This window comes from Shouchella sp. JSM 1781072, from assembly GCF_041949915.1.
Classification (GTDB): domain Bacteria; phylum Bacillota; class Bacilli; order Bacillales; family Bacillaceae_D; genus Shouchella.
On sequence record NZ_JBHFQE010000003.1, the window covers coordinates 18,105 to 37,282 of the forward strand.

The window sequence follows — 19,178 nt, forward strand, 5'->3', positions numbered from 1 at the left end:
TTTTTACTCTTGTCCACCATTATAGTCTATTTAGGATATGCATAAGGAAACATCTTTATGAAGGTGATAACAATGGTCATTCAACCAGATTCAGGGAATTGTTTAATTATTCAAATACCCCTATAAAAAAGACATAAACCTAATTAGATGTGTAAGCTTAAAGAAAATGGGGAACGGATACATACATTAACTCATAGAGAGGTGAAGAAATAATGAACCGTGAGCGCTACTATGTAACCATTGATATGTCTATGATGAAAATTTCCGATACGAAGATTCCAGATAATACAATTCAGTATGAAATTTATGCGAACAATGAAGAAGTTGACAAAATTAGCGCGTTGATCGAACAAATAAAGTCAGAAGATTTCCGGCAAGAAGAAATCTTTCAAAGACCCTTCCAAGAAGGAAAAGCTGATGAAGATAAAGAAACAACAGACAATGAGTTACAAGAACTCTACACGATCATCTATGATCTTGGAACGATTGAAACAAAAGATGTGGTCAAAGATTTAAAATAGCAACAAAAAAAGAGCGTGTTCGTTGTGAAAAATGCAACGGATACGCTCTTTTTTATGGTACAATTACGATAACGCTTTCATTTAAAGAGGTGATCATTCAGATGGAAATGAACGGACTTATGGGTGGCGTCTATCGTATAACAGAATGGATTATGCGCTTAGCAGCCATTAATTTGCTTTGGATCGCTTTTACAGTAGGCGGATTAATTGTAGGTGGATTATTTCCGGCTACTCAAGCCACTTTTGCAATGACTAGACAATGGATACGTGGAGAAACCGATTTACCTATTTTCAAAACCTTCTTGCATTATTTCAAGAAAGATTATTGGAAAGTTCAAATAATGGGCTTTTCATTAACATTGATTGGGTTTATTCTCTATATTGATCTTTTGTTTATTTACCAATCGACAAATTCATTCGTACAGCTATTAACGTTTCCTCTGCTCATTTTAACGCTCATTTACGCATTAACTTGTTTTTATGCATTCAGCGCGTTTGTTCATTATGAGTTACCTGTTTTTAAACTACTAAAACATGCTGCGCTACATACAGTGGTTCGCCCGTTTTTAAGCGTTGGTATGATGACAAGCTTTGTTGCCTCTGTTTTTCTTATGTTTCAATTTCCTGGCGTCTTGCCTTTCTTCGGCGTCTCCATTCCTGTTTTCCTACTCATGTGGTTTTCTCATACAGGGTTTGTACGCAATGAAGAAAGACAAAAAAGCCAAGCAGCCTAATTATGTTTTTGAATCCAATCGAAGTGTTCCCCCTATTGGGAGGACACTTTTTTGCTCTTCTAACATCCCTTGCTCACGCCAAGATTGCTCAAAACGTTCTAGGGCTTCAGGTCCGGTATCATCTGCTAATCGAAAGGTTCCATAATGCATCGGCACAAAGTGCTTTGCACCTACATCTCGAAAGCCTTGAACCGCTTGTTCAGGCGTCATATGGTCAAGTTCCATAAACCATTCGGGTTCGTATGCTCCAATCGGAAAAATCGCATAATCGATTTCTGGCTTTTCTTGCCCTACTTGCGTAAAGCCATCAAAGTAACCACTATCCCCTACAAAATAAACAGACCGTTTCGGTGGTGCTTCGATCACCCAGCCTCCCCATTTCGAAGTATTTGTATCGAATAAACCTCTTTTCACCCAGTGTTGGGCGGGAACAAACGTAAACGAAAGGGACTGACTAGACCATTGTTCCCACCACTCGAGCTCTATCACACGGTCGCTTAAAAATCGTTTCGTTAAAAAAAGCGATTTTAATCCTTTCGGCACAAGAAAAACAGGATCTCCTGGCAGTTTTTTTAACGTTTGAAAATTTAGATGATCATAATGTCCATGCGAAATGACAACAAAATCAACTGGCGGTAACGAATGAACAGGAATTGTTATGGGTACACCTCTCTTCGTTGTACCCATAAAATTAGCCCAAACAGGGTCAGTCAATACGGTAACCCCGTTCATACGCAATAAAAATGTGGCATGACCAATCCACGTTAAGCTATCGACGTTCATATTATGAAAGAGCTGATAATCTGGCTTCGTTTGGATTGGAATGGTTGTTTGCAAATCTTTACTTTTACTTACTCGTTCCCGGTACCATTGAAAAAAATCTTTCATCCGATGCGTGTTCCGGACCCCGTTTGGATTTTCATATTTTTGTTTTCCCATGTACGCTGACACCTTCTCATTTTAACGTTAAATTAAGTTACTACTATCACCTAGAACAGACGGATAAGTAAAATGAACAGAAGACAGTGCATCTGTTTTTAAACCGAGTTGAATGGCCGTTGAGAAATAGTTTACCCATTGATCGGCATAAACGGTCAGAAACTCTGCACCGAGCACTTGATTTGTTTTCTGATCAATATAAACCTTTCCTAACGCTTTGTCTTCTTTAATCATGGTATATGTTAACCACTCTGTCATCTCAACATCATGCAAATCGTATGCCACTTGCTGCTTGTCTAATTCTTCTTTTGTGTATCCAACTCTTGCTAGTTTCGGAATCGTAAATACGACTGATGGCATCGCACCTTGATCGAGCTCTTGTTTTTTGTCATTCAGAATATTTTTTACCACGAGCCCGCCTTCTTGTCCAGAAAGTGGCGTTAACGGTAATGATTGGGTGGACGACACATCCCCAGCTGCATACACCTTTGGATTCGAGACACTTCTAAGCGTGTTGTCGACAATGATGCCACCCTCTCCTGTTTCAACCCCTGCTTGATCTAAATTCAATTTCGCGATATTTGGCTTTCTACCAGCACCATGGACAACTTTATTCACGGTTACGGTTTCTTCTTCTGTTTTAATTACGTATTGATCGCCGTTCGCAGTAACTGACTGAATGGACGCATTCCAATGAAAGGTTATCCCTAGCTGCTCTGATTGTTTGACAAGTTCGTGCACATGATCTTGATCAAACGCTTTTAAAGGTCGATCTCCAGCATCGATAATGTGAACGTCAACACCTGCTCTTGCAGCAAGGTGAGCAAATTCAAACGAAATATAGCCAGCTCCAATGAATGCAATCGTTGCTGGTAACGCCGATAAATGTAAGAAGTCTTCATGAGTAAGCAATTGGTCTGAACCAGAAAACGGCAAATCAGACGGCGTTAATCCTGTCGCAATAATAAAATAATCGGCTTTCATGTGCTGGTCGTTTACTTGAATCGTCTCTTCTCCTATAAACGTCGCATAGCCTACATACGTGTCAATGCCTGAATCCTTCATCGATTGTTCAATATCTGAATAAACCGATTCAGTATAGCAATTTTTCTCTTGCATCGCATCTTCCCAATTAAATTCGATCTCACCACTTACACCTGTACCAGTCAGCTTTTGCGCTTGCCAAACCGCTTCACTTCTCGTATAGAGGATTTTTTTCGGGTCACATCCAAAATTTGGACACGTCCCTCCAAAGCGTTTCCCTTCAATAACCGCAACTTTTTTATTTGCTTCGGCCAATGGAAATGCTGCAGCCATTGCAGCAGGACCGCTACCTATAATAATGACATCATATGATTTCACGTGAAATCCTCCTTTACTAGCTCTCTAGTTCCCGTTTTTATTCTGATAAAAACAAAAAAGACGAGTAAGGATTTGAATTCCCTCACTCGCCTTTATTGCTATGCCATTGCCTTAATATTTTTATAGCTAATGGCAATACTCTCAAGTGGCGTACGCTCACTAACGTCTTGTTCCACAATAAAATAGTGTGTCCCCACGCTTTTAGCCGCCTCAATAATTTCTTTAATATTTAACGTCCCTTCGCCTACCTCAGCAAAAGGAATATCTCCGTCTTTCTTATCTTTAACGTGAATAACAGGTACACGGTCTTTATGCTTCGCTAAGTAATCAGTCGCTTTATGACCTGCATATTCAACCCAGAATGTATCGCATTCCAGCGCCATATTACATGTCCTTGTGTTACGTAACAAGAGGTCTAACGCCAATTCTTCATCAAATGATTCAAGTTCGAAGTCGTGATTATGGTAAAGCAAGAGCATTCCAGCTTCTCTGATTTCATTGCCGATCGTTTCCAGTTCTTCTGCTAGATTAAAGTAATCGGTTTTTGTTCCTCGTTCGTCTTCAGTTAGATAAGGGCAAACGATATAATGCACACCTAACTCTTTATGGTACGTAATGACATCTTGAAGTTCATTCCGCAATTTTTCAAGCGGAACATGACTCGACCATGGTTCAAGACCAATTTCATCCAGCATCGCTTTTACTTCTTTAGAAGAATAACTGCTAAATCCCGCAAATTCAACACCTGTATAACCGATTTCTTTTACTTTTTGTAACGTTCCTTTAAAATCTTTATCCATATCATCTCGTAACGTATACAACGCAAGCCCTACATTCATCGGATCGTCCTCCTTAATTAACTGATTTTACAGTAACAAACGACTTTGATTCTGATGACTTTAATGCTGCTAATACTACTTGGAGTGATTTCATTCCTTCTTCTCCACTGATAGAAGGGGTACGATCTTCGGTAATAGATGAGATAAATTCATCAATAACTCCACTTGCTACTTGACCACCAGCTTCATTTGTTGCGATAGCTCCAACCGAATATTGTTCTACACTGCCGTCTATTAATTTCACAACGACCTGTACATCCGGATGATCGTGAATTTCTAGCACACCTTTTTCTCCATAAACAGTGGTTGTATTATCTTCACCTTTGTAATACGTCCAGCTCGCAGCCATCGTACCAATCGCACCACTTTCCATTTTCAAAAGCGTGGTTGCATTATCATCCACATCTGCTTGCTTATGAAGCGTATTGACGAAAGCTGCTACCTCATCTACTTCCTCATCTAATAACCAGCGCATAAGATCAATCTTGTGAACACCTAAATCGCCCATTGCTCCAACAAAGGCTTTGTCCTTTTTAAGGAACCACGTATCTTTTCCTTGAATACTCCAAGAATCAGCGCCACCGTGGCCAAAGGTTGTTTTAAACGTTAGCGGCTTGCCAATTTTTCCAGATGATAAAATTTCCTTTGCCTTTATATGCGGAGGCATTAATCGTTGATTATGACCAATCATGAGCTTTACGCCATTGTTCGTAGCCGCTTCAATCATCGCTCTCGCTTCTTCCAGAGAAGTAGCCATCGGTTTTTCGCATAGGACATGACAACCAGCATTTGCCGCATCAATAGAGACACTTGCATGATCAACATTCTGTGTACAGACGCTCACGGCATCAACATCAACTTCAGCTAAAAGATCTTTATGTGATGTATACACATTCGTTACCCCGTAGCGATCTGCCATTTGCTGGGCAACTTCTTGATTTAAATCACAAAAAGCAACGAGCTCAACGTTGGGATTTGCTGCGTACTCTGGAACATGACGATGAATCGCAATCGACCCACAGCCTACTACAGCCACTTTTACTTTACTCATGTTGTTTTCCTCCTTAAAGCCACCACATCTCAGGAGCTGGCTCTTTCATTAAGACTTGTTGTAAATTGCTTACTGCTTTTTGAAACCCTTCATCAATGGACATAAGCCCATCTTCATGTTCAATGCTAATGGCACCGTCATAGCCAACTAGACGTAGAGCGCTAATCATATCAGCCCACGTTTTTAAGTCGTGCCCATATCCAACTGATCTAAAATACCACGCACGATCTTGGAGGTTTGCATATGACTGCATATCAAGCACACCGTGCATATTCATATTTTCTTGATCTAAATACGTATCTTTCGCGTGGAAGAAATGGATGGCATCTTTTTTTCCAAGAATCTTTATTGCTGCTACTGGATCAATCCCTTGCCACCATAAATGACTTGGATCGACATTCGCTCCGATTGCTGGACCACACGCTTCACGTAACTTCAACAACGTTGCTGGCGAATGAACGAGAAAACCACCGTGAAGTTCTAAAGCAATCTTTACGTCATGTTTTTCTGCAAACGCCGCCATTTCCTTCCAGTAAGGAATCAGCTTTTCTTCCCACTGCCATTTTAAAATATCACTGTATTCATTCGGCCAAGCTGCAACAGGCCAATTTGGCTGTTTGTCGCCTTCATATGCGCCCGGGGTGCCTGAAAACGTTGTTACAGTAGACACATTTAATTTTTTTGCTAGTTTTACTGTATCCACAAACGACTCGTGTGAAGCTTTTGCAAAAGCTTCATCCGGAGAAATGGCGTTTCCATGACAGCTTAAACTTGAAATGGTCAACCCACGATCGTCCACCGCTTTTTTAAACGCTTTCATTTTTGCTTCATCAGCTAAAAGTTCGGCAGGATCACAATGAGCCGTCCCAGGATAGCCACCAGTTCCAATTTCTACTGTTTCTAACCCGAGACTCTTTACATGATCGAGCATTTCTTCAAAAGGTTTTTCCGAAAATAAAACGGTAAAGACACCAAGTTTCATTTTAGTTCCTCCTATGAGATCGATTTCATATTATGTTATGAAAGTTCCTCTTTATTGTACTGCTTTTGCTTTAAGATTTTAACCCTTTTTTTAAAAAAAGTTATGAAAACAGCCTAAGCCGCTCTCATAACGTTTGAAGACCTGTTTGTTTCTCGCTCCATTCCCAACATTTCTGAGCCAGTTGAACATCTTGCGCTTGCTTAGCGGTCTTCGTTACTTTCCGATTCACAAAATACTTCCCTGCGTCTGCCTTTACTTTCTCTGACAGTGCTAAGTATAAAGTCGTATCCGCACCTTCCCTCGGCGTTTGGAAAAATGGACGTAGTAGCTTGTGGATGGTCGCGCCAAAACCCGAATCACGATCTACGCCAAGGTTGGTCGACACAGCGCCTGGGTGCATCGCAAAAACAGATACATTCGTTTCAGCTAATTTTTTTGATAACGCTTGAGCAAAAAGCAAATTGCACAATTTTGACTGCCCGTAGCCTTTTAACACATTGTAGTGCTCGTGAAGATGAGGGTCTTTTTCATAAAAGTTACCCCATTCATGTGCTCCTGAAGAGACGACAATAATTCTTCCATCGTCGGCACGCTTTATAGCGTCTAACAGCAGATTTGTCAGCAAAAAATGACCTAAGTGATTAACCCCAATTTGCATTTCAAAACCGTCTTCTGTTTCTTGCCTTTTAGGGGTTACGACTCCGGCATTATTAATTAAAATATCAATGGTTTTATGCTTTGCTTTAATCGCTTCGGCAGCTCGTTTAACGCTTTCCAATGAACCAAGATCACAAAGCTGCAGTTCAACACTGCCGTTCTGTTTCTGTTTTTCGATATTGGCAAGTGCTTCTTTTCCTCTTTTCTCATTACGACACAAAAGAATGACGTGCATTCCACTGTTTGCGAGTACAAGTGAAATACTTTGCCCCATGCCTGAGTTGGCTCCTGTTACTGCTGCAATTTTCATCTTAGCGCCTCCTTGCTATTTTTATTCCTTCATTTTCGTTATTCAAAACCACTCATCTTCGTGGTTTTAGTTTTTTTAAAACGGTTATAGCATTATTATCATGACAATGGAGGAATGACAATGTTAATTCATGCGAAGTCATTAAGTAAGTTTAATATGAATGCAACAGATGGTGAGCTTGGACAGCTAGATGATTTCTATATAGACTCTCATTCATTAAACGTTCGGTATTTTGTCGGTGATACAAGGACGTGGTTCTTCGGAGGAAAGGTTCTATTAAATGTTGATGCTTTTACAGACATTGATCCTGATAAAGAACACATATCGGTTAACGCTACAAAAGAACAAATTAAAGACAGTCCTAAACCAGATGACGCTGCACCGATTAATCGTTTTTATGAACAAGAGTTAAGTGAACACTATGGATGGCCTGCGTATTGGTCTGTCCCAGCAGTTCCAGCTGCCTCCGGTTACGGCACAACGACTGCAGCAGGTGCGCCACTCATCCCGCCAGTGTACACGCCAAGTCCTACCGAGACTACTGAAGATACAAAAGCAGCGATGCGAACTGGTGCAGAAGAACAAAAGATAGAAGAGAAGTTTCAACAACACGTTCATTTATTTAGCCTTGATGAACTAAAAGGGTATCACGTTCATGCAAAAGGCGGCGAAGTAGGTAAAGTGTTAGATTTTGTCCTGCACTTTGATAAAAACCTAAAAACCGAAAATTGGAGCGTTCGTTATATGATCGTCGACGTTGGAGGATTTATGCAAAAAGAACCTGTTATTGTTCCTATGCAAACGGTTAAAGAAGTTACTTGGTTTGACAACAGTTTAATCATTGACTTGGATAAGGAAAAAATCGAAGAAGCGGAAGAATATACAACAGAACAAACCATCACGGCCGAGACTGAAAAAGCGTTGTTTGCTCATTATCAGTTGACTCCTTATTGGGAACGAAAAAAAGAAGAAGGCTAACGGCCTTCTTCTTTTTCTTCTTCCCCTGGACTTTTCGAAGGGTCATGATAATCTTTTTGTTCCAGCACGTCTTTTAGTTCATCTTCCACACTCGTATCCGTTAAAGGAACTTTCGAACGATAAGCAGCTCGTGCAATTAAGTGACCTGCTACTGGTGCTGTTAGGAAGACAAACACAATCCCCAAAATTAATCGGATGCTTACATATTGATCGGTCAGCCAAAAATAAAAGAAGGTCCCTGTTAACGTTAATAAAACGGCTAGAGTCGCACTTTTTGTTCCAGCGTGAGAACGGGTATATACATCTGGCAGCCTGATAATCCCGATGGCACTAATAACAGCCATAATCGCACCTGCTAAAATGAAAATCGCACCTAGGGCTTCACCTGTTACGCTTGCGCTCAATGATAACACCCCTCTCGATGAATTTAGAGAAAGCAATCGTACTTATAAACGCTAAGATCCCAATAATTAATATCACTTCTAGAAAAGCACTTGTATTTAACACGATTGATACCACAGCGGCAACTGAAATAAGGTTTACCCCAATGGCATCTAATGCAACAACCCGATCAGGCATACTTGGTCCTTTTATAATCCGATAAGCAGCAATCCCAATTGCCGTAGCAAAAAGAAACAGCGCAATAATTAACATCGTTTGGAACATTATCGTGTCACCTCCATGATCGCCTTTTCAAACTTTGTCATTGCTCGTAAAACAGCGTTTTTGGAGTCTGGTATATCCATAGCATGTATATAAAAGACATTATTCGAAGGGGAAATCTCTAGTACAACAGAACCAGGAGTCAGCATTAACAGTAAGGCCAATGCGGTTACTTCCCAATCCCCTTTTAATTTCGTTTCGTACGTAAAGATACCCGGTGTTAGATTAAGTTTTGGTGATAAAATTTGCCGGATAATAAGGATGCTTGAACTTAGCAATTCTCTTATAAAAATGAGCAACAATTTAAATGCCGAGTACGCTCGCTTTAAGTAAAATTCTTTAAAGAAAAACCGTCTCATTACATAAATAATCCCCATACCAATTAGAAAACCAGCAAATAGCGTCGAGAATTCGAATGAATCTTCATCTTGTAGTAAGACCCATAGGAAGGCAATTAATATATTTAATAGGAGTTGACCAAACATTGTTGATTCCCCCCTTTTCTATTGAAAGCTTGATTCATACTAAGCCCCTCCTTGATCTAACACTGCATCAATGTAGATATCCGGGTTCATTAATGTTTCAGCAGCATCGCCTACAATTCCTGCAATTCCTTCTACGCCCAAACCAAGTGCCAGAGAAGCAACTGCAAACAACGCACATGGAATGATCATACCTTTTTTCATTGGTAGCGCGCGATCTTTACTAATGGTCGTTTCACCAAAGAACACGTTTTTAAAGATACGTAGCAACGAGTATAAAACAAAGATACTTGAAATAAGAGTGAATGCCAGTAAAACGTAAGCCCCAGCTTCTACAGCTCCTTGGGCGACGTACACTTTTCCAATAAAGCCACTTAACGGAGGAATCCCTGCTAAGGCAATCATCGTGATAAAGAACAGCCAGCCAAGTAATGGGTAATGACGAATCATGCCGCTTACTCGATCAAGCCTACCGGTGTTGGCTAAATAAATCGTTACACCAATTAATAAGAAGAGCAATGCCTTCACAATCATGTCATGAATCAGGTAGTAAATAGCCCCTTCAACAGCAGCTTGATTAAAAATCGCTAAGCCACTCAAGATGAAACCTACCGCAATGACGACATTATAAGCAATAATTTTCCGAAGATCATTGTACGCAATCGCTCCAATCGACCCGCCAATCATCGTTAAAATTGCCATGATTCCAATTAACGAGTGCGTAATCGTCGGTTCGTGATAGAACAAGAGTGTAAACACACGAAATAACGCGTAAATCCCAACCTTTGTTAAAAGCGCTCCGAATAAAGCCGCAATGCCCATTGGAGGTGCACCATAAGAACCTGGTAACCAGAAGTACAGAAGAAGACCTGCTTTCAAGCTAAATACCAATAAAAGGATTATTGCAATGGTTGTTAACAATGCCGGTTGACCTGCTTCTGCGATACGTAACGACAATTGCGCAAAATTAAGGGTACCCAGTGCGCCATACATATAAGCAATCGCAATTAAGAAGACGAAAGACGAGAATACGTTTACCAATACATATTTAATGGACTCTCGTAGTTGTCCTTTTTCTCCTCCTAAAACGATTAACGCATATGAAGCAAGAAGCATCACTTCAAACCCAACATATAAGTTGAATAGATCACCGGTTAAGAATGAACATGCAACCCCTGCAAGAAGCAAGAGAATTAACGGATAGACAAACATTTTTTCTTTGTCTTCACCGATTGTTGAAAACACATAGATTAATACGACTGCTGCGATAAAGTAAGCTGTTGCAGTAAGCAACAACGAGAAGCTATCCCCTACAAACGTAATCCCATAAGGCGCAGCCCAGCCACCAAAATCTAACGTTTGGATACCGTTCGCCTGCGCGTCAATCAATAAATACGTACTCACACCAAAAGTGACAACCATTGTAATAAGGCTGATCACTCTTTGAGTTTTTACGAAAGGTCTTAAAAAGATTAATATGATTCCTACAAACAATGGGAGGACCATTGGAATTACTAATAAATTACTCATCATTATCATGTCCCCTCAATTTTGTGAGATCATCTGTTTTTAACTCTTTATACGTTCTATATGCCAATACGAGGAAAAAAGAGGTTACGCCAAAGCTAATGACAATCGCTGTTAAAATCAATGCTTGTGGCAATGCATCTGTATACGATGCAGCATCTTCTCCAAGTAAAGGTGCACTCGAATCTCTAGAAAAGCCGCCCATTATGAGAATCAACATATGGACTGCGTGAGACATAATAGCTGTTCCTAAAATGACTCGTAGTAAGCTTTTAGAGAGGATTAAGTACGTTGCGACAGTGACTAAGATCCCAACTAAGATCGACATCATCGTTTCCATAAGCTATACATCCTCACTTATACTAATAATAATCGTTACTACGGTCCCAATAACAGCTAACGCCACGCCGGCTTCAAATAAGACAACGGAAGCCAAGGGGATTTCTCCTAGGATTGGTAACGTAGCAGATACTTCCGTTTGGCTTAAGAATGGAACACCAAAGGCAAGTGCGGCTAAGCCCGTTCCGACTGAGAGAAACGCCCCTACTGCCGCTAGTACTTTAAAATCAATCGGCATCCCTTTTCGAACCGTATCAATATCAAATGCAAGCAACAATAAAACAAATGCTGAGGCGAGGACTAATCCACCGACAAAGCCCCCACCAGGCTCATAGTGACCAGCAAGAAACAAATGGACACCGTACGTTAAAATAATAAATACGGCTATTTTAGAAACGGTCTGAACAATTACGTCATTCGCCTTCAACGTCCTGCCCCCTCTCATCTTTTTTCGGCTTCAACTTGATTAATACATATACGCCAAGACCAGCAATAAGAAGGACAACCACTTCTAGCATTGTGTCAAATGCTCTAAAATCACCTAATATCGCATTGACAATATTTTGCGCGCCAGCAAGCTCATACGCATTTTCATAAAAGGACGAGATTGATTCAAAGAAACGATTGCTTTGCACAGAAAGCGCTAATACCGTTACTAATGTTCCTACTGACACCGCAATAATGGCATTCATCACTTTAATTCGTGGTCTACGTTTTTCTTTCTCCCATTCTGGTAAGAAATAGAAACATAATAAGAATAGTGCTGCCGAAACGGTTTCAACAACTAACTGAGTTAACGCCAAGTCTGGAGCACGGAAAAACACAAAGAATAATGCAAGCAAGTACCCTAATACACCATTTAACAGAATTCCAGTTAACCTTGATTTTGCAAACGGAATCGCTAAAGCTGTAACCGCCATAACAACTGCTAAAAATCCTTCGTAAATGCTAATCGGTGCATTGTCAGATATATCAATTTGAATGGCACCAGTGTAGGCAACAGCACCTGTCACGACGACAATAATCGCAATGAAAATATATACCATGTAATGATACATGTTTCCTGTCATGTAGCGATTTGTCATTTTTGTTGATTGGTTTTCAACCGTAATCAATGAATAATTGTATAAATTGTCTAGCGTTAACTTTCTCGGGAACAATGCGTAAACGCCCTGCCATTTTGGCCATAGCTGATACAGCACTATACCAAAACCAATTACACCTAACGTCATGAGTAACTCTGTATTCACTCCGTGCCAAGCAGAGATATTAAACATGGTTTCTGTACCTTCAACACCAACAAATGCAGGCATGACGGCTGCATAGCCTGGTTGAATGAGATAGTCCCCGATGACGTTCGGGAAAAAGAAGAACACCACGACTAAACTTGCTAAAATAACTGGGGAAATTAACATACCTATTGGAGCCTCGTGGGCTGTTTTTTCCAGTTTTTCTGGCTGATGTTTGCCAAGAAACGTTTTGAAGACGAGAATCATGCTATATACAAATGTAAAGACACTGGCAATCCAAGCTATAACCGGGAACAACATTCCCCATGTATCAATAGAGAAAAACGATAGCTGTGTCACATCAAGTACGCCTGTGAAAAACATTTCTTTACTTAGGAAACCATTAAACGGGGGTAAACCAGCCATCGCAAAACTTCCAACGACTGCAAGCGTAAAGGTAACTGGCATAATTGCCATTAAGCCACCAAGTTTTCGGATGTCACGTGTCCCTGTTTCATGGTCGACAATTCCAACGACCATAAAGAGTGCACCTTTAAAAGTGGAATGGTTCACTAAATGAAACAAAGCGGTAAAAATAGCCATTGAATAAACAGCTGATTCAGCGTTTGCAACATCAAAGTACATCGCTGCTGAACCAATTCCGAGCAAACTCATAATTAAGCCTAATTGGCTAATCGTGGAGTATGCTAAAAGCGCTTTTAAATCCGTTTGCCTTACAGCATTAAAGGAACCCCAGAATAACGTAACAATCCCAACAATACTTACAACCCAGAACCACACTGCATCACCACCGAAAACCGGGGTGAACCGCGCAACTAAGTAGATCCCTGCTTTAACCATAGTCGCAGAGTGAAGATACGCACTAACAGGCGTCGGTGCTTCCATCGCGTCTGGCAACCAAATATGAAACGGAAATTGGGCTGATTTCGTAAATGCGCCTAATAACACTAATAACATGGCTGGAATGAATAACGTGTGATCGGTATATTGTGAAACGTTTGCGATAATTTCTCGTATACTAAACGTATCCATCATCGTGGAGAGCATAATAAAACCGGCTAACATCCCAATTCCACCTGTTACGGTGATTAACATTGACTTTTGTGCACCATAACGTGATTGACGTCGATGATACCAATACGCAATCAAAAGAAACGATGAAATACTCGTTAATTCCCAAAATAGATAGAGCACCATTAAATTATCTGAAAAGACAACGCCTAGCATAGCCCCCATAAACATAAGGAGGTACACGTAGAAATGACCTAACGACTCACGTTCTTTCGATAAGTAATAAATGGAATACAGGACTACAAGACTCCCTACTCCAGTAATAAGTAAAGCCAAAATCAAACTTAGACCATCTAAATAGGCCGTAAAGTTAATCCCTAATGACGGAATCCAAGGAACTTCGCTTAAGTGCACTTCGCCCCTAGCAACATTAGGAATAAATTGGACAAGGTAAATAAAAAGTACAATTGGCACGAGTAAAACAAACCAACCTGTATGTACGCGCTTTAGTGTTTTATATAATAACGGCACAATGAGCGCTACAATAAATGGTAAAACAATAGCAAGATTTAACATGTACACAAAAACCTCCTCTACAACAGCATCGAATCATCTATAAAAACATACATATCGCTTTAATAAATCCTTACAAGTTTACCCTTAGAAAACAATGCTAACCAATGCTTGTGCTTCGTATTATGTGGGTGTAAGATGGGGACAATGACTTATTGAAAACGGTATGACAAACCAAAATCGCGCAGCTTTGCAACCTGACTGCGCGCCAAACCGTATCGATTAAAATCTATGTAGACGAGTGCATTGTACATCCATCATCGTTATTTAGGAGGGTTTTTATTGAAGGGAATCGATCACATGCCTAAGTAAATGATTACTTTCTATAGAAAAGTATATACTATTTTTAGTTGCGATGCACCGAATATGCTTCCACTTTTAATAGTTGTGTCCAAATCGTCACATTTTAAAGCGTCCAATCAAAATTGAATTCGCGGCATCTTATATAGATGAAAAATAGTTCAAACTTTTTTCGGAAAGCAATTGAAATTTATGGAATCACGTTATATAATAACCTAGTTTCAACAATGCCTCAGTCGCTAAGAGCAGCTGAGGGAGTGACTACGATCCGTCATATTCACAATTTCTATGTTCTTAGAATTATATTATTAAGCTGAGGTGAACTCTTTCATGAAAAAAGCTAAAGGACGTATGGATGAGAGCATTTTAGTTTGCGTCTATTATGGTCCAAACGGCGAACGCCTTATTAGACGAGGCGCAAAAATCGCTACAATGCTAGACTGTCCACTCTATATATTAACGGTAGATGCACTACCTTACGATGAATTAGATGCTGAAAAATCAGCTTACGTTGATCGTTGGAAGGAACTTGCGGAAGAATGCGATGCGGAAGAATTTATTGTTCGTGACAATGAAAAGAAACCGTCTGTAAAAGTCATCGCAGAAATTGCTCGAGAACACCATATTACTCAAATTATTATTGGTCAAACAGCTAAGAGTAGATGGGAAGAAATTACAAAAGGCTCGTTTATGAATGTCTTATTAAGAGAAATTCCATTTGTTGATTTCCACGTTGTATCTTGTGATCGCGCCATTAAAGGGCTGGAAGGTCATTTTGAAAAAGGAGTTCGCGCGTATCTCGTAGAAGACGAGGAAGGCTATGCACTCATGTTTTCACACTCAAGTACGGCAAAGTATGAAGGCATCTTCTTTAAAGAAACCGGCACAGATTTCAATAACGGGATCTTTAAATTTATGAAGCACAACAAAATGATTCAAGTGCACATTACAGACGATCGTGTAACGGAGCCGACGAAAATTTATCCGACTCTAAAAGAAGAAAAGCTGCAGAAATAATGAAAAAAGCGCAAAAGATGGTTTATCGTATAGCCCATCCTTTGCGCTTTTCATTTTATGATCCAAACGATTTAAATTGCTTCTCCATATCGATTTCTACTTTATTTAAAGCTTCTCCATTTGGTTTTCCGAATGGAAGCTGTGCTTTTAGTTCCCATGTAGCTGGAATGGACCATTTACCTTTTTCCGATTCAGTGGTCCATGCCTCGTAATGTGTTAAATTTCCACCAAATCCTTCAACCTGTAGTGCATTCCACACCGTAAACTGGAGCATGCCCGACGATTGATTTGACCAAGTCGGAAAATATTCAAGGTATTTTGGGTTCTTTCTTTGTGCCTCTGAAATGGCTGCGTAATCTTCAAAAAAGAGCACAGTACCGTATCCTTTTTCATACTGATACACCTGTTTACGTTCTTCCTCACTAATGGTCTCCAATTGTTTCACATGCGTCCAAAATTGCTCGTGCCGCTCACCTGTGATGAGCCACACTCTACTTGACTGAGAATTAAACGGTGTGGGTACATATTTAATCGCATGTTCAATCACTTCAATAATACGTTCTTTTGGCACAACCGCTTCGGCAGAAAGATCTACATACGCCTGTCGATTTTGAATCGCTTCAAAAAAAGTTGTCATAGCACTTCCCCTTTCAATCTGTACTTCTAATTACTTAGTTTACAGAGCGCACATAGAGATCTCAAGAAAACGGCCTTCTTATTCTTGTGTAAATTTTATGAACATCTCAGAAGGATCTTGTATTGTAAACGATGTCTCATCCTCTTCAATTAAAACAGCTTTAACAGCTGGCGTCTCTCGTATAGCATAGAACTCTTTCTCGTCGAGCATTCTTATCGTATACCGACTCATCCCAACAAATGGTTCTGGCGCGGTGATTTTATTTCTTACCCACGTGTTAAATCCAAAATGGTGATGATAGCCTGCCCCTGACATGAAGAGTGCCTGCTGCCCAAAATGCGTCATTGTATCAAATTGGAGTACGTCTTTATAAAATTGTTCCGTTTCTGCTAAATCTTTTACATGCATATGAACATGGCCCATTGTTAATCCATTCGGTATACCGTTCCAGTCCTCAGCTAGATCAAGGAGACTCTGTGCATTCAGTTGAATCGTATCCATCCGAATAGACCCGTCCTCTGAATACGTCCAACTGTTTCGGGGGCGATCGCAATAAAGTTCAATCCCATTTCCATCTGGATCATTTAGATAAATTGCTTCACTCACTAAATGGTCAGCACCACCGATTTCGATTTGTTTTTTTTGTAGATGGAGAAGCTGGGCCCCAAGCGAAGCACGGTCAGGGTACAATAAAGCAAAATGATACAGACCTACATAAAGTTGACCTGGGTTCTTTTTAGCATCACGGTTTTCATTTAAAATTAAAAGACTGGCTCCTTCGTTCGTAAAAAGTTCTGCCCTTTGTCCTTCCACCTTTATTTCTTTAAACCCAATTATGTCACGGTAAAAATCCAAAGACTCTTCCAAATTTGTTACAGTTAACTCCACTTCACCTAAGCTCATTCGTTCATACATCACTATAGATGCCTCCTTGTTTTATAGAATACAACGTTAAGAAAATTGTATACGGTCAATTTAATTATTGGAAGTACGCACTTATTTGTACTATAGTATATAAAAAGATACTAAATACGAGGTGGATGATATGGAGAATTCTTGTCAAGTAGATACGGCTCTTGAAATTTTAGTTGGCAAATGGAAGCATAAAATTTTGTTTCAGTTGTTACACCAAGATGTGATGCGGTTTAATGAGTTAAAACGAGCAATTCCTGGTATTACACAAAAAATGCTTACATCGCAACTACGTGAACTTGAACAAAACGACATTATTCAGCGTGAAGTTTATCCACAAATCCCGCCAAAAGTTGAATACTCTATGACGCCTTACGGTGAAAGTCTAAAACCGATTCTTGATGCAATGCACAGTTGGGGATCGAATCATATTAAACATTTAGACCTCATGTTCCCGCAGACGAAAGAGCAATAAAAGAGGCTCAATGCAAGAAAAGAAGACGATTGATCCTAGTGGATCAATCGTCTTTTCAATCTGTTCGTATACGTTTCATAATTACGGTTTCGTTACTTTTAAAACCCACCAAATTAACAAAAACTGTAATGGCAGTCTTAACCATAAAGCATAAGTAGGCAAACTAAATTGTTCTGGAACAAATGCCATATAAAGATTGACTGGGAAAACAAGGATTAAAAAGATCGTTGTCCATATACCGGCTCTTGAACGAGTCGGCTTATACACAAGTAAGACGGCGAGTGCCATCTCAACAATCCCAGAAGCATAAACAATAAATGGGCGAAACGGAACCCATTCAGGCATCGCTTCAATGAAAAATGAATCAATAACAAAATGACCAATACCTGCCATAAAAAACAATAGGGCAAATACATACAGTCCAATAACTCGTAACATAGCCAATTACTCCTATTCTGTCATGACGTCTAACTCTGGTAGCCATTGGCTCATATGCGCTTCGACATCTTCAAGATGTGTATTAACATCTGGTAATTCACGATCAGTTAAGTCTTTCATAGGCGTCACACGATAATTGCGATCACCTTCTTCAAATTGAACATAAGTAGGGAGAAGGGCAGGGTTTACAGCTCTAGCTTTTTCACCTTCAACCATCTCTAGCTCAAAGTGAAAGATGCCACCAACACGTCTCGGGTGGTCATATTGACCAGATAAAAAATTCCCAAGTGAATAGACAACAAGCATCTCGTGTTTATGTTTCCCTTCAATCCATTCTGCAGGTTGAAGAACATGTGGATGATGACCAATTACGGCTGTTGCTCCATTATCCGCAGCAATTTGTACCCAATCTCGTTGTTGTTGATTAGGATAGTCTACATATTCATCTCCTGCATGTAAAGCAACAAGAACGGCATCCGCCTTCTCGCTAGCATCTGCTATTTGGGTTGCCATAAGAGAGGGATCAGCAAGATTAACAAGATAGTCCCTTCCATCCGGAACAGGAATTCCATTTGTCCCATATGTATAACTTAATACAGCAATCGATATGCCTTCACTTTCAACAATCCGTAATTCGCTTGCATCTTCTTCATCTCGAAATGATCCTATGTATACCATATCTAGTTCATCCCAGTATTGAAGCGCATTCATGATGGACTGAGGCCCACGGTCTAGCGTATGATTATTTGCTAATGTAACAACATCAACACCTGCTTCTTTTAACGCATCTCCGACTTCAAACGGAGAATTAAAAGCAGGGTATCCAGATAATCCGATTTCTTCACCACCAATCATCGTTTCTTGATTCGCAATGGTTACGTCTGCCTCTTGTAAATAAGGAGCGACGTCTTCTAACATCGGCGTAAAATCAAAGCCATCTTCTATTCTAGCATCGTCATAAACACGATCATGGATTAATATATCGCCTACTGCACGTATTGTTGTGGTTTGGTAAAAGCGGTTCGCTTGTGCGGTTCGCTCCATTCCTTCAACATACTCCATTTTTCCTAAAGACGTCATTTCCGTTGAAGTCGCCTCTACTCCTGAGTCGCAACCAGTCATAAAAAAAAGGACAGCGATAAAACCAAAAGTAGGAGTGGTTCGCTTCATTCAAGTTTCCC

22 protein-coding genes are annotated in these 19,178 nt (G+C 40.1%); 5 read left to right on the forward strand and 17 right to left on the reverse strand.

The window, feature by feature from the left end; all coding sequences use genetic code 11:
- The first annotated feature begins 212 nt into the window (after positions 1 to 212).
- Positions 213 to 521 (forward strand): hypothetical protein, encoded by a 309-nt coding sequence (locus tag ACE1TH_RS14000; protein WP_375079297.1) that lies wholly within the window; start codon positions 213 to 215, stop codon positions 519 to 521.
- Positions 522 to 622: 101 nt separating this feature from the next.
- Entirely contained in the window at positions 623 to 1,255 is a 633-nt protein-coding gene (locus ACE1TH_RS14005) for a YesL family protein (RefSeq protein ID WP_099303539.1), read from the forward strand.
- Here ACE1TH_RS14005 and ACE1TH_RS14010 read toward each other — a convergent pair whose 3' ends face one another.
- The 6 genes from ACE1TH_RS14010 to ACE1TH_RS14035 all read right to left on the reverse strand — a co-directional run bounded on the left by ACE1TH_RS14010 (position 1,256) and on the right by ACE1TH_RS14035 (position 7,395).
- Positions 1,256 to 2,194 (reverse strand): MBL fold metallo-hydrolase, encoded by a 939-nt coding sequence (locus tag ACE1TH_RS14010; protein ID WP_375079298.1) that lies wholly within the window; start codon positions 2,192 to 2,194, stop codon positions 1,256 to 1,258.
- Positions 2,195 to 2,221: 27 nt separating this feature from the next.
- Positions 2,222 to 3,556, reverse strand: a complete 1,335-nt coding sequence (locus ACE1TH_RS14015; RefSeq protein ID WP_375079299.1) for a dihydrolipoyl dehydrogenase family protein — start codon at positions 3,554 to 3,556, stop codon at positions 2,222 to 2,224.
- A gap of 98 nt (positions 3,557 to 3,654) precedes the next feature.
- A complete protein-coding gene (locus ACE1TH_RS14020; protein ID WP_375079300.1) occupies positions 3,655 to 4,395 on the reverse strand; it encodes a sugar phosphate isomerase/epimerase family protein in 741 nt (246 codons plus the stop codon).
- Between the two features lie 13 nt (positions 4,396 to 4,408).
- Positions 4,409 to 5,446: a Gfo/Idh/MocA family protein gene (locus tag ACE1TH_RS14025; RefSeq protein ID WP_375079301.1), complete on the reverse strand. Its 1,038-nt coding sequence runs from the start codon at positions 5,444 to 5,446 to the stop codon at positions 4,409 to 4,411.
- Positions 5,447 to 5,459: 13 nt separating this feature from the next.
- A complete protein-coding gene (locus ACE1TH_RS14030) occupies positions 5,460 to 6,428 on the reverse strand; it encodes a sugar phosphate isomerase/epimerase family protein (protein ID WP_375079302.1) in 969 nt (322 codons plus the stop codon).
- Positions 6,429 to 6,552: 124 nt separating this feature from the next.
- Positions 6,553 to 7,395, reverse strand: a complete 843-nt coding sequence (locus tag ACE1TH_RS14035) for an SDR family oxidoreductase (RefSeq protein WP_099303551.1) — start codon at positions 7,393 to 7,395, stop codon at positions 6,553 to 6,555.
- A gap of 120 nt (positions 7,396 to 7,515) precedes the next feature.
- Between ACE1TH_RS14035 and ACE1TH_RS14040 the strand changes: the two genes are divergently transcribed.
- The gene (locus tag ACE1TH_RS14040) at positions 7,516 to 8,373 is read left to right on the forward strand and encodes a PRC-barrel domain containing protein (protein WP_099303553.1); all 858 of its coding nucleotides are present in this window, start codon (positions 7,516 to 7,518) and stop codon (positions 8,371 to 8,373) included.
- Here the strand turns inward: ACE1TH_RS14040 and ACE1TH_RS14045 are convergent.
- Genes ACE1TH_RS14045 through ACE1TH_RS14075 form a run of 7 tightly spaced genes read right to left on the reverse strand, consistent with a single transcriptional unit; the run spans position 8,370 to position 14,227 of the window.
- Positions 8,370 to 8,777 (reverse strand): Na+/H+ antiporter subunit G, encoded by a 408-nt coding sequence (locus tag ACE1TH_RS14045; RefSeq protein ID WP_255223862.1) that lies wholly within the window; start codon positions 8,775 to 8,777, stop codon positions 8,370 to 8,372. The genes ACE1TH_RS14040 and ACE1TH_RS14045 overlap by 4 nt on opposite strands.
- Positions 8,755 to 9,039: a Na(+)/H(+) antiporter subunit F1 gene (locus tag ACE1TH_RS14050; protein ID WP_099303557.1), complete on the reverse strand. Its 285-nt coding sequence runs from the start codon at positions 9,037 to 9,039 to the stop codon at positions 8,755 to 8,757. Before ACE1TH_RS14050 ends, ACE1TH_RS14045 begins: the two co-directional genes overlap by 23 nt.
- Entirely contained in the window at positions 9,039 to 9,521 is a 483-nt protein-coding gene (locus ACE1TH_RS14055) for a Na+/H+ antiporter subunit E (protein WP_099303559.1), read from the reverse strand. Before ACE1TH_RS14055 ends, ACE1TH_RS14050 begins: the two co-directional genes overlap by 1 nt.
- A 39-nt stretch (positions 9,522 to 9,560) precedes the next feature.
- Entirely contained in the window at positions 9,561 to 11,048 is a 1,488-nt protein-coding gene (locus tag ACE1TH_RS14060) for a Na+/H+ antiporter subunit D (protein ID WP_099304233.1), read from the reverse strand.
- Entirely contained in the window at positions 11,041 to 11,385 is a 345-nt protein-coding gene (locus ACE1TH_RS14065; protein WP_099303561.1) for a Na(+)/H(+) antiporter subunit C, read from the reverse strand. The genes ACE1TH_RS14060 and ACE1TH_RS14065 overlap by 8 nt, the downstream gene beginning before the upstream one ends.
- Before the next feature lie 3 nt (positions 11,386 to 11,388).
- Positions 11,389 to 11,811 (reverse strand): Na(+)/H(+) antiporter subunit B, encoded by a 423-nt coding sequence (locus tag ACE1TH_RS14070; RefSeq protein WP_099303563.1) that lies wholly within the window; start codon positions 11,809 to 11,811, stop codon positions 11,389 to 11,391.
- Complete coding sequence (locus ACE1TH_RS14075) at positions 11,798 to 14,227, reverse strand: Na+/H+ antiporter subunit A (RefSeq protein WP_375079303.1); 2,430 nt, start codon at positions 14,225 to 14,227, stop codon at positions 11,798 to 11,800. The genes ACE1TH_RS14070 and ACE1TH_RS14075 overlap by 14 nt, the downstream gene beginning before the upstream one ends.
- A gap of 621 nt (positions 14,228 to 14,848) precedes the next feature.
- Between ACE1TH_RS14075 and ACE1TH_RS14080 the strand changes: the two genes are divergently transcribed.
- Positions 14,849 to 15,535 carry a universal stress protein gene (locus tag ACE1TH_RS14080; protein ID WP_099303567.1) on the forward strand — a complete coding sequence of 229 codons (687 nt, stop codon included), beginning with the start codon at positions 14,849 to 14,851 and terminating at the stop codon, positions 15,533 to 15,535.
- Between the two features lie 55 nt (positions 15,536 to 15,590).
- Here ACE1TH_RS14080 and ACE1TH_RS14085 read toward each other — a convergent pair whose 3' ends face one another.
- Both ACE1TH_RS14085 and ACE1TH_RS14090 read right to left on the reverse strand, forming a co-directional pair.
- Complete coding sequence (locus tag ACE1TH_RS14085; protein ID WP_375079304.1) at positions 15,591 to 16,172, reverse strand: nitroreductase family protein; 582 nt, start codon at positions 16,170 to 16,172, stop codon at positions 15,591 to 15,593.
- A gap of 78 nt (positions 16,173 to 16,250) precedes the next feature.
- The gene (locus ACE1TH_RS14090) at positions 16,251 to 17,087 is read right to left on the reverse strand and encodes a VOC family protein (RefSeq protein ID WP_375079661.1); all 837 of its coding nucleotides are present in this window, start codon (positions 17,085 to 17,087) and stop codon (positions 16,251 to 16,253) included.
- A 130-nt stretch (positions 17,088 to 17,217) separates the two neighbouring features.
- Here ACE1TH_RS14090 and ACE1TH_RS14095 point away from each other — a divergent pair, with 130 nt between their 5' ends.
- The gene (locus tag ACE1TH_RS14095) at positions 17,218 to 17,559 is read left to right on the forward strand and encodes a winged helix-turn-helix transcriptional regulator (RefSeq protein ID WP_099303573.1); all 342 of its coding nucleotides are present in this window, start codon (positions 17,218 to 17,220) and stop codon (positions 17,557 to 17,559) included.
- A gap of 81 nt (positions 17,560 to 17,640) precedes the next feature.
- Here ACE1TH_RS14095 and ACE1TH_RS14100 read toward each other — a convergent pair whose 3' ends face one another.
- Both ACE1TH_RS14100 and ACE1TH_RS14105 read right to left on the reverse strand, forming a co-directional pair.
- Positions 17,641 to 17,997 (reverse strand): DoxX family protein, encoded by a 357-nt coding sequence (locus ACE1TH_RS14100; RefSeq protein WP_099303575.1) that lies wholly within the window; start codon positions 17,995 to 17,997, stop codon positions 17,641 to 17,643.
- 12 nt (positions 17,998 to 18,009) lie between these two features.
- Positions 18,010 to 19,167 carry a CapA family protein gene (locus ACE1TH_RS14105; protein ID WP_375079305.1) on the reverse strand — a complete coding sequence of 386 codons (1,158 nt, stop codon included), beginning with the start codon at positions 19,165 to 19,167 and terminating at the stop codon, positions 18,010 to 18,012.
- Positions 19,168 to 19,178: the final 11 nt, after the last annotated feature.

Coding starts and splice junctions, on each gene's coding strand:
- ACE1TH_RS14000 (WP_375079297.1), top strand. CDS start 213: ATGAACCGTGAGCGCTACTATGTAACCATTGATATGTCTATGATGAAA.
- ACE1TH_RS14005 (WP_099303539.1), top strand. CDS start 623: ATGGAAATGAACGGACTTATGGGTGGCGTCTATCGTATAACAGAATGG.
- ACE1TH_RS14010 (WP_375079298.1), bottom strand. CDS start 2,194: ATGGGAAAACAAAAATATGAAAATCCAAACGGGGTCCGGAACACGCAT.
- ACE1TH_RS14020 (WP_375079300.1), bottom strand. CDS start 4,395: ATGAATGTAGGGCTTGCGTTGTATACGTTACGAGATGATATGGATAAA.
- ACE1TH_RS14025 (WP_375079301.1), bottom strand. CDS start 5,446: ATGAGTAAAGTAAAAGTGGCTGTAGTAGGCTGTGGGTCGATTGCGATT.
- ACE1TH_RS14030 (WP_375079302.1), bottom strand. CDS start 6,428: ATGAAACTTGGTGTCTTTACCGTTTTATTTTCGGAAAAACCTTTTGAA.
- ACE1TH_RS14035 (WP_099303551.1), bottom strand. CDS start 7,395: ATGAAAATTGCAGCAGTAACAGGAGCCAACTCAGGCATGGGGCAAAGT.
- ACE1TH_RS14040 (WP_099303553.1), top strand. CDS start 7,516: ATGTTAATTCATGCGAAGTCATTAAGTAAGTTTAATATGAATGCAACA.
- ACE1TH_RS14050 (WP_099303557.1), bottom strand. CDS start 9,039: ATGTTCCAAACGATGTTAATTATTGCGCTGTTTCTTTTTGCTACGGCA.
- ACE1TH_RS14055 (WP_099303559.1), bottom strand. CDS start 9,521: ATGTTTGGTCAACTCCTATTAAATATATTAATTGCCTTCCTATGGGTC.
- ACE1TH_RS14060 (WP_099304233.1), bottom strand. CDS start 11,048: ATGAGTAATTTATTAGTAATTCCAATGGTCCTCCCATTGTTTGTAGGA.
- ACE1TH_RS14065 (WP_099303561.1), bottom strand. CDS start 11,385: ATGGAAACGATGATGTCGATCTTAGTTGGGATCTTAGTCACTGTCGCA.
- ACE1TH_RS14080 (WP_099303567.1), top strand. CDS start 14,849: ATGAAAAAAGCTAAAGGACGTATGGATGAGAGCATTTTAGTTTGCGTC.
- ACE1TH_RS14085 (WP_375079304.1), bottom strand. CDS start 16,172: ATGACAACTTTTTTTGAAGCGATTCAAAATCGACAGGCGTATGTAGAT.
- ACE1TH_RS14090 (WP_375079661.1), bottom strand. CDS start 17,087: ATGTATGAACGAATGAGCTTAGGTGAAGTGGAGTTAACTGTAACAAAT.
- ACE1TH_RS14095 (WP_099303573.1), top strand. CDS start 17,218: ATGGAGAATTCTTGTCAAGTAGATACGGCTCTTGAAATTTTAGTTGGC.
- ACE1TH_RS14100 (WP_099303575.1), bottom strand. CDS start 17,997: ATGTTACGAGTTATTGGACTGTATGTATTTGCCCTATTGTTTTTTATG.
- ACE1TH_RS14105 (WP_375079305.1), bottom strand. CDS start 19,167: ATGAAGCGAACCACTCCTACTTTTGGTTTTATCGCTGTCCTTTTTTTT.